Raw genomic sequence first — 8860 nt, 5'->3', positions numbered from 1 at the left:
GAATATTGAAACAGGAAATGTATTATGGAGAAGATTTTAAAAGTTATGATCATTTAAGAAATGAGATTGAAAAATATATAAAATGGTACAATGAGGATAGGATTAAAACAAAATTAAACGGAATGTCACCTGTTATGTACAGATTACATTCCGCTTAAAATATTATTAAATTATTCCGTGTTTACGGGTTCAGGTCACTAGGCCAGGTTTTTTATCGAAAGCAATGCCTCCATCGCTTAATGCTCTTAGGAGCTTTTTATATATTTCTATTGTATGTTTTTTCTGTTTTATGGCGATATTTTTCTTATTTATGTCTAAAAAGATCTGTCTATTGTAAAACTTTACCCTTAATTAGATCTATAGAGTATATTTTTTAATAAATTATTTATTTAATTTAATTCTTTTTTTGAGATTGAGTTATAAAATATTAGTAGTGGTCATGAATAAATGTTTTGATTTACTGATATTAAGAGAGAATTGCAATGGATATGAAATGTGTTAGCAACTAATTTATCTTTTGAGATATGTATTATGAATATTAAGTTTTGCTATTAGAATTCCTTTGCAAATATTTACCGTTAAGCCCATTAATACTTGCTTTAGTTGGAAAAAAATGATATAATTAGATAAGTTAAGGTATTGAAGGGAAGTGGGAGTTGCTTCCCTTTGTTTACTTATTTATTAATTTTAAGTTTTATATTATAATAGAAGTAAGAAATGAATTAAAGAAAAATTATAAAGGAGATTATGATGAGTGACGTTAGAGTTAGATTTGCACCTTCTCCAACAGGATATCTACACATTGGTGGTCTTAGGACAGCCCTTTTTAACTACCTATATGCTAGACATACTGGCGGAAAGATGATTTTAAGAATTGAGGATACTGATAGGACACGTTTTGTGGAAGGTGCCCTTGAAAATCTTCTTAAGGCCCTTAAATGGTCTGGTGTTGAGATTGATGAAGGTGTTATGCTTGATGAAAATGGAAATGTTACCGAAAAGGGTGACTTTGGTCCATATATCCAATCTGAAAGGGTTAAGGCTGGCATTTATGACAAATACATCGACCAATTAATCGATGAAGGCAAGGCTTATTATTGCTTCTGCTCTCAAGAAAGAGTCGATAAGGTTCGTGATCAAATGAGAGCTGATGGCCTTACACCAAAATATGATGGTCTTTGCCGTTCTATCCCTCTTGAAGAAGCCAAACAAAGGGTTGCTAATGGGGAAGAGCACACTGTTAGACTAAAATTACCAAAGGACTATGATATTTCTTTTAATGACAGGATTAAGGGCAAGATTACCTTTAATACTGACGACCAAGATGACCAAGTTTTAATTAAAAGAGATGGTTTCCCAACTTATCACTTTGCTGTAGTTGTGGATGACCATTTGATGGGCATTACCCATGTCGTTCGTGGTGATGAGTGGATTTCTTCTACACCAAAGCATGTTTATTTATACGAAGCTTTTGGTTGGGAGGCTCCAGAATATATCCACCTACCTACCGTTTTAAATAAGGACCACAAGAAATATTCTAAGAGAAATGGCGATGGCATGGTTGAGGACTTTATCGAAGAAGGCTACACACCAGAAGGTCTTATCAACTTCCTATCATTACTTGGTTGGTCACCTGATAGTGAAGAAGAAATCTTTACTCTTGATCAATTAGCTAAGCAATTTGACTTTGATAGGGTAAATAAGACTGGTGCTGTTTTTGATAAGAAGAAACTTGACTGGGTCAATGGCCACTATGTCAGAGAATTAAGCCCAGAAGAGCTTGCAGAAGATATTAAGCCTTACCTAATTAAGGCTGGTCTAATTGATGAGTCTTATGACCATGACAAATTAGTTTTACTTGCAGAAACTTGGCAATCAGCTATTGATAAGTTCTCTGATGCAGCTGAACTTGTTAAAAACTACTATATAAAGAGTGCCGATATCGACTATGATGATGATGCAAAAGAAGCTATTTCTACAGATGATGCCAGAATATTATTTAAGGCATTCTTAGACCATCTTGCAGAAGTTAAGGAAATTGATCCAGACTTTGCTAAATCAATTATGAAGACTATCCAAAAGGAAACAGGCATCAAGGGCAAGAACCTATGGTTCCCAGTAAGGGCAGCTGTAACAGGTTCAGTCCACGGTCCAGACCTATCAAATGCCTTCCTAATCATGGGCAAGGACCTAGTTAAGGAAAGGCTAGAATTTGTAAGGGATAATTTTTAATGAAAATTTATAATACTCTTAGTAGAAAAAAAGAAGTATTTAAACCAATCGAAGAAGGCAAAATCAAGATGTATGTCTGCGGACCTACAGTCTATGATTATATGCACATAGGCAATGCTAGACCCCTAGTTGTCTTTGATACCTTCAGACGTTTTGCAAAATTTAGGGGTTATGATGTAAAATATGTGGTAAACTTCACCGATGTCGATGATAAGATAATCAAAAAATCAATCGAAGAAGGCATCACTACAAAAGAAGTCACAGACCGCTATATAAGCCAATATATGGCAGATGCCAAGGACCTAAACTTAGATGAAGAAGACACCATCCACCCAAGGGCAACCGAGGTTATGGATGATATAATCGCCTTCATAGATGGCCTTGTTAAGAAAGGTGTGGCCTACGAATCAGATGGGGATGTTTACTTTGATGTAAGCAAAAAATCTGATTATGGTAAATTATCAAGAAGAAATCTTGACGATCTCATGCACGGGGCCAGCAATAGGCTTGATAATGATGATGTAGGCCGCAAGAAAAACCCAGCAGATTTCACCCTTTGGAAAAAGACAAAAATTGATGGCGAAGTGGCTTGGGATTCTCCTTGGGGAGCTGGCAGACCTGGCTGGCACATAGAATGTTCAGCCATGAACAAGAAAATCTTGGGCGAAACCATTGATATACACGCAGGCGGGGAAGATTTGGAATTTCCTCACCACGAAAATGAAATAGCCCAATCTGAAGCCCTAAACGAAGTCAAATTTGCCAATTATTGGATGCACAACGGCATGATCCAGGTCAATGGGACAAAGATGAGTAAGTCTTTAGGCAATTTCTTTACTCTTGATGATATCAAGAAGGAATACGACCTAATGACCATCAGATTTTGGCTTTTGACCACATCCTACAGGCAGCCAATTAACTTCACCAGGGAAATAATTGAACAAGCTCAAAATTCCCTAAACAGACTAAATAACGCAGCCTTTAAGCTTGAAGAAGACCTAGCAAGGGCAAGCGATAGGCCTATGGATGATAATGAAGAAAAACTTCTAGCAAATCTAGATGCGGCAGAGGATGACTTTATAAGAGTCATGGAAGATGACCTAAATACAGCAGATGCCATTACAGTCTTATTTGACCTAGCCAAATTTATAAATACCAATATAAGCAGCGCTTCTTCAAAGGCCTTTATAGAAAAAACTAAGAGTCTCTATGACAGTCTCTACGATGTCCTAGGGCTTGTAGCCAAGAAAAAGAGCCTAGATATAGACGAAGACTTTATCTTAGCTAAAATTGAAGAAAGAGCTGCTGCCAAAAAGGCCAAGGACTTTGCAAAGGCAGATGCCATCAGGGATGAGCTTTTAGAAATGGGCATAAGCCTAAAAGATACCCGTGATGGGGTCAAATGGGAGATAAGCTAATGGATAGAATATATGGCAGAAAACCAGTCCTAGACACCCTAGATTCAGACATTGAAATCTATAGGGCCTACATCCTAAGGCAAAATTCCAAGATAATTGACAAACTTATAAAAAAGCTAAGGGCAAAAAATATTGAAATAGATTTTGTAGATAAGAGTTTTTTTGATAAAATAGATATGAACCACCAAGGGGTCGCCCTTGATGTGGAAAGTTTTAAATACAAGGACCTAGCTGACATAGCAACTTACAAGAGGCTAATAATCCTAGATCAAATAGAAGATCCTCATAACCTAGGAGCTATAGTAAGAAGTGCCGAAGCCTTTGGCTTTGACGGGGTAATTATCCCAGAAAGAAGGTCAGCTGAGGTAAGTCCAATAGTCTATAAGACAAGTGCTGGAGCAATAAATAACATCAATATAATTAGGGTAAAAAATATTTCTCGCACCATAGAAGAAATCCAAAAAGAGGGATTTTGGGTCTATGGCCTAGCAGGCGAAGGAAGCCAAGAGATAGATAAAACCGACCTTAAGGGCAAAATTGCCCTAGTAGTAGGCAATGAAGGTAAGGGTATCTCTAGACTTGTAAGAGAGAAATGTGATATACTAATTAATATACCGATGAAGGGTTTTGTAAATAGCTTTAACGCATCTGTTGCTTCAGCCATAGCCATGTATGAGGTCCTAAGACAAAATGGCTTTGACTAAAAAAAACATAACCTATGTTGATGGCTACAATGTCATAAACAAATGGCCGGACTTAAAGGACTTATCAAAAACAAACCTTGCAGCCGCAAGGGATATGCTCATAGAAGAAATGGCTGAATATAGCGTTTTGAGGGCGGAAGAGATGGTAATAGTCTTTGATGCCTATAATCTTGACAGACTTAAAGAAACCATAGAAACAAAGTATAAGATGAAAATTGTCTATACAAAGAGGTTTCAAACGGCAGATACCTATATCGAAGCAGAGCTTGAAAGAGTAGGCCGTCGCCACAATGTCAAGGTCGTAACAGATGATGGGGCAGTGCAAAATATGGCCCTAGGCAAGGGAGCAAGCAGGATGACAGCTCTAGAGCTAAGGGGAGACCTCTTAGGCTTAAGGAGCAAGATTAAAAAAAGCCAAAAGGCAAATTTCAGTCACAACTACAGGTCTTATCCTATATCAAAATCTCTTGTAGCCAAACTTGACCAGCTTAAAATAAAGCTAGAAGATGAGGATAAAGATAAATAAATTCAAAATGGGTGATAATATGGATAAAATAAATTTAGAAGATAAGGAAACTTTAGAAAAGCTTAAAGATTATCTGGACAATCCGGATATGACCGATGAAGACTTGCTAAAAGTCATAGAATCTCTAACAGAAGACCAAAAAGAAGAAATCCTAGAAATAATCGCAGAAGATGACGAAGATTTTGACGATGATGACCTAATAGGATCAGCCAAAAAAGGAGTCAACACCTCCCTTGCCCCAATCAAGCGCAAGGATATGATGAAGCTATCAGACCTAAACAACGAAGAGATAGTAGAGCAATTCCAACTTGGCAACCAAAACGCCCTAGCAGCCCTAGTCGAAAAAAACCAGGGCCTAGTAAGGAGTCGTGCGTCCTATTTCTTTAGGTCCCACGGCAATGACCTAGACCTAGAAGACCTCGTCCAATCAGGCATGCTCGGTATGATAAGGGCAGCGGAGAAATTTGACCTAAGTCTAGGCTACAAATTTACAACCTATGCCTATAAGTGGATAGATAAGGCCATCAGAAAGGCCATAAATAAAGAAGGCCACACCATCAGGATCCCAGCAGGCAAATACTTAAAGCTAAATAAGCTTAAACAAATCTTAAAGGCCAACCCAGAGGCAAGCGATGAGGAACTCTACAGGATATTAGAAAACGAAGGCATCAACAAAAAACAAGCCGATGACCTCTTTTTAATAAATAGAAACCAAGTCAACTCCACCTCCCTAAATATCAACCTAGATAGCGAAGACTCCACAGGAGATGAGCTAATGGATATGGTAGGAGATGAGTCGACCCCAGTAGATATGCTAATCTTAGAAAAAGACATGGAAAACTTCCTAATGCAAGCCTTAGACCAACTAACAGATAGGGAAAAGCAAATCATAATCTACAGGTATGGCCTAGACAACGAAAAACCAAAAACCTTAGAGCAAATAGGTTCTATTTACGATCTCTCCAGAGAAAGAATTCGTCAGATAGAAAACCAAGCCCTAGGCAAGCTAAAAGATTATTCTGATTTGGTTGGATAAAAATTACAATACTCTTAGGATTTTAGATCCTAGGGGTATTTTTTAAATAAATTTTTTATAATTATTGTATATTTTTGATGTATTGAGGTAAAATGATAAAAACGATTCTTAGAGATTAGAAAGGATTTTTATGATTAAAGTTGAAAATTTTACTAAGGAATACAAGATAGGAAAAAAGGCGGTGGATGACATCTCCTTTGAGGCGAAAGATGGTGAAATCTTTGGATTTCTTGGTCCTAATGGGGCTGGTAAGTCTACTACTATCAAGTCTATTGTAGGGATAAATTCTAAGACCAAAGGGGAGATTTTTATAAATGGACTCCGCATAGAAGATGACCCTATTGCCTACAAGAGCCAGTTTTCCTATGTGCCTGACAATCCAGAATTATTCGAAAATTATTCGGGAAATGAATATATAAATTTCATAGCAGATATCTATGGGGTGGATACTGAAACTAGGAAGGAAAGGCTTGAACATTATTTGGATTATTTTGATATAAGAGAGGCCATGAAGGACCCTATTTCAACCTATTCTCATGGTATGGCCCAAAGGCTTGCCATAATCGGTGCCCTTATCCATGACCCACAGGTTTTAATCCTTGACGAGCCAATGGTCGGCCTTGATGCCAAATCTGCCTTTAATCTTAAGAAAATCCTTAGGGAAAGGGCTGGTGACGGCAAGTGTGTCATGTTTTCAACCCACGTAATGGAAGTGGCCCAGGAATTATGCGATAGGATTGGCATTATTTCTAAGGGCAAGCTTATCGCTATAGGAACTCTTGATGAGATTAAGCATATTGCCAATAACGACGGGTCTCTTGAATCAATTTTCTTGGAGCTTACAGATGAAAAGCAAGAATATTAAAACTATAGCAGCCTATGCTTTAAGGGAAAGTTTCTTCCCCTACAGGCCATCAAAGCAAGTCGCAAATATGCCTAAAAACTACTTGATGAGAATAATCCTATTTATCTGGACCTATGTATTTTTGGGAGCCATATTTATAGGGGTCTTTAAGGCATCCGCCATGATTTATGTGAGATCTGGTCAAAATTACATGTATTTTGTAAATTTTGCCATGGCCATCACCATGATGATCTTCATATTTTATGTGCCTGATATCCTCTCAAAGTATTTCACCAAGGCAGATATTTCTAATTACCAAACCCTACCCCTAAGCCAGGGCGAGCTTTTCTTGGGCAAGGTAATCGGCGGGATAAGCTCATTTTTTGACTTTTTCCTATTTTTTGCCATTGGCCTATATATATATTTTGGCGAGGCTGGTTTTGACCCAATGACTTTGATTTTGGGCCTTATCACCCTTTTGCCAATGATTGCTATACCTTATGGGCTTATTTGTTTGATGATTTTACTGATTAAGAAATTTACCAATGTCAATAGGCATGCCAAGCTTTTTAAGACACTGGGATATCTTTTGATGTTTGCTATCATGGGAGTGATTTATTATTTCTCCTTTTCTTCATCATCAAATACTAGTCCGTCCATTAATATAGATGTAGATAATGTCGCATCTATGGTGGGCAATGTGTCAAATGTCTTCTTTAATGCCAAGATTTTTGGCATGAGCCTTACCGGACCAATAATACAGAGACTAGGCTTTAGCCTATTACTCTTGGCTCTTGCGGCTTTTGTATTATTTTTAGTCTACAAGCTTGGAGATAAGTATTATTTTGATGCGGTCTTTGATGACCACATAGATATGGATAAGAAAAAGAAGGTCAAGGCCAAGGATGTTGAAATCAAAACATCCAGCCAATTTAAGGATATTTTCCTTAAGGATATTAAGACCTTATTTTCAAATATAGTCTTCGTGGCAGGCCCTATATCTATGGTAATAATCTTTTCGGTTATGGGTTTTACTACAGGTAGGAATCTTATTGAGGATTTGGACCCTACTTTAATCCAAAGCTCAATGACATCTCTTATATGTTTTGCGGTAGCCTTTGCCCTAAGTCTTCTTATTTGGACTAATGGCAATCCAGCGACCACTTCCCTTTCTAGGGAGGGCAAGAGCTTTTACCTTATCCAGACCCTACCAATAGACCCAAAGAGCCATCTCTTGGCTAGGTTTACTTCAAGCTATGTGGTTATAAGTATTTTTAACCTAATACTTGCCATAGTCTATGGCTTAATTCTAAGCCTTGGTCTTATTAATAGCCTTTTATTCTTCCTTGGCCTAAGCATAGGAGGAGGCTTTGCGACTATGATTAGTCTTTACTTTGGGACCTTTGTGGTCAATACCAATTGGAAGAAGCCTCAAGAAGTTCAACAGGCAAATCCTTTGAAGTCAATAATTTTCTACCTAGGGTCCTTGCTTGTTACAGGCCTTCTTGTTGGAGGATTTTTCCTAATAGATGGTCTTACAGGATCTATGGCTATTGCAGCTGGCCTTATTATCCTTGTCCTAGCTATAATTGTGGGCCTAATCTATATGGCTTGCCTTAAAAAATACAAGAAAGGCTTTATGGACGTATAAAATTAAAAATATTTATGGGATTCTTCCTCGTAAAAATTTTAGAATGAAAGGGAGAGATACCCTTATAAAAAATTCCCGACTTTAAAAAGTCGGGTTTTTTAGTATAGTAAGTAAGCAGAAAGGAAGAATTATGGAATATCAAAAACCCTTTATTTATATAGATACAAACTTTAGCCCAGCCGATGGGCTTTTTATAAAAATGGCCCTAGACTCTTATGATTTTGAGCTTGTGGGACTTTCAGCAAATAGGTCTTATATGTCAAGTAGGGCAGCTGGTGAAAATATTTTGGGTCTTATTAATAGCGAAGACCTATTTTTATCCGTGGGTGCGACATGAAGTCGCTTAATTTAACTGTTTGGCATAATGACCAAACCAACTATTCCGTTAGTTGAGCCAAGTATCGACTGCACTTAGGTGTGGTAAGCCGATATTAAAGTAGCCCTACTTG

9 protein-coding genes are annotated in these 8860 nt (G+C 37.5%); all 9 read left to right on the top strand.

Annotation, left to right across the window (positions count from 1 at the left end; translation table 11 throughout):
* Window positions 1-5: 5 nt before the first annotated feature.
* The 9 genes from NH286_RS10730 to NH286_RS10135 all read left to right on the top strand — a co-directional run bounded on the left by NH286_RS10730 (window position 6) and on the right by NH286_RS10135 (window position 8748).
* Window positions 6-158 carry an IS3 family transposase gene (locus tag NH286_RS10730; RefSeq protein ID WP_414826868.1) on the top strand — a complete coding sequence of 51 codons (153 nt, stop codon included), beginning with the start codon at window positions 6-8 and terminating at the stop codon, window positions 156-158.
* Between the two features lie 592 nt (window positions 159-750).
* Window positions 751-2232, top strand: coding sequence for a glutamate--tRNA ligase (gltX, locus tag NH286_RS10170; RefSeq protein ID WP_265238701.1), 1482 nt, complete (start codon window positions 751-753; stop codon window positions 2230-2232).
* A complete protein-coding gene (gene cysS / locus NH286_RS10165) occupies window positions 2232-3650 on the top strand; it encodes a cysteine--tRNA ligase (protein ID WP_265238699.1) in 1419 nt (472 codons plus the stop codon). The genes gltX and cysS overlap by 1 nt, the downstream gene beginning before the upstream one ends.
* Window positions 3650-4354 (top strand): 23S rRNA (guanosine(2251)-2'-O)-methyltransferase RlmB, encoded by a 705-nt coding sequence (rlmB, locus tag NH286_RS10160; protein ID WP_265238697.1) that lies wholly within the window; start codon window positions 3650-3652, stop codon window positions 4352-4354. The genes cysS and rlmB overlap by 1 nt, the downstream gene beginning before the upstream one ends.
* Window positions 4341-4880 carry an NYN domain-containing protein gene (locus tag NH286_RS10155; RefSeq protein ID WP_265238695.1) on the top strand — a complete coding sequence of 180 codons (540 nt, stop codon included), beginning with the start codon at window positions 4341-4343 and terminating at the stop codon, window positions 4878-4880. Before rlmB ends, NH286_RS10155 begins: the two co-directional genes overlap by 14 nt.
* Window positions 4881-4887: 7 nt before the next feature.
* Window positions 4888-5916, top strand: a complete 1029-nt coding sequence (locus NH286_RS10150) for a sigma-70 family RNA polymerase sigma factor (RefSeq protein ID WP_414826867.1) — start codon at window positions 4888-4890, stop codon at window positions 5914-5916.
* A 130-nt stretch (window positions 5917-6046) separates the two neighbouring features.
* A complete protein-coding gene (locus NH286_RS10145) occupies window positions 6047-6781 on the top strand; it encodes an ABC transporter ATP-binding protein (protein WP_265238691.1) in 735 nt (244 codons plus the stop codon).
* Window positions 6762-8411 (top strand): hypothetical protein, encoded by a 1650-nt coding sequence (locus NH286_RS10140; protein WP_265238689.1) that lies wholly within the window; start codon window positions 6762-6764, stop codon window positions 8409-8411. The genes NH286_RS10145 and NH286_RS10140 overlap by 20 nt, the downstream gene beginning before the upstream one ends.
* Before the next feature lie 130 nt (window positions 8412-8541).
* Window positions 8542-8748 (top strand): hypothetical protein, encoded by a 207-nt coding sequence (locus NH286_RS10135; protein WP_265238687.1) that lies wholly within the window; start codon window positions 8542-8544, stop codon window positions 8746-8748.
* The last annotated feature ends 112 nt before the right edge of the window (window positions 8749-8860 follow it).

The sequence above is a fragment of the Anaerococcus sp. NML200574 genome, assembly GCF_026131665.1.
GTDB classification, from domain to species: Bacteria; Bacillota; Clostridia; order Tissierellales; family Peptoniphilaceae; genus Anaerococcus; species Anaerococcus kampingae.
This window is presented reverse-complemented; position numbering and strand designations above follow the sequence as displayed.

Coding starts and splice junctions, on each gene's coding strand:
- NH286_RS10140 (WP_265238689.1), top strand. CDS start 6,762: ATGAAAAGCAAGAATATTAAAACTATAGCAGCCTATGCTTTAAGGGAA.
- NH286_RS10135 (WP_265238687.1), top strand. CDS start 8,542: ATGGAATATCAAAAACCCTTTATTTATATAGATACAAACTTTAGCCCA.
- NH286_RS10145 (WP_265238691.1), top strand. CDS start 6,047: ATGATTAAAGTTGAAAATTTTACTAAGGAATACAAGATAGGAAAAAAG.
- gltX (WP_265238701.1), top strand. CDS start 751: ATGAGTGACGTTAGAGTTAGATTTGCACCTTCTCCAACAGGATATCTA.
- cysS (WP_265238699.1), top strand. CDS start 2,232: ATGAAAATTTATAATACTCTTAGTAGAAAAAAAGAAGTATTTAAACCA.
- NH286_RS10155 (WP_265238695.1), top strand. CDS start 4,341: ATGGCTTTGACTAAAAAAAACATAACCTATGTTGATGGCTACAATGTC.
- NH286_RS10150 (WP_414826867.1), top strand. CDS start 4,888: ATGGGTGATAATATGGATAAAATAAATTTAGAAGATAAGGAAACTTTA.
- rlmB (WP_265238697.1), top strand. CDS start 3,650: ATGGATAGAATATATGGCAGAAAACCAGTCCTAGACACCCTAGATTCA.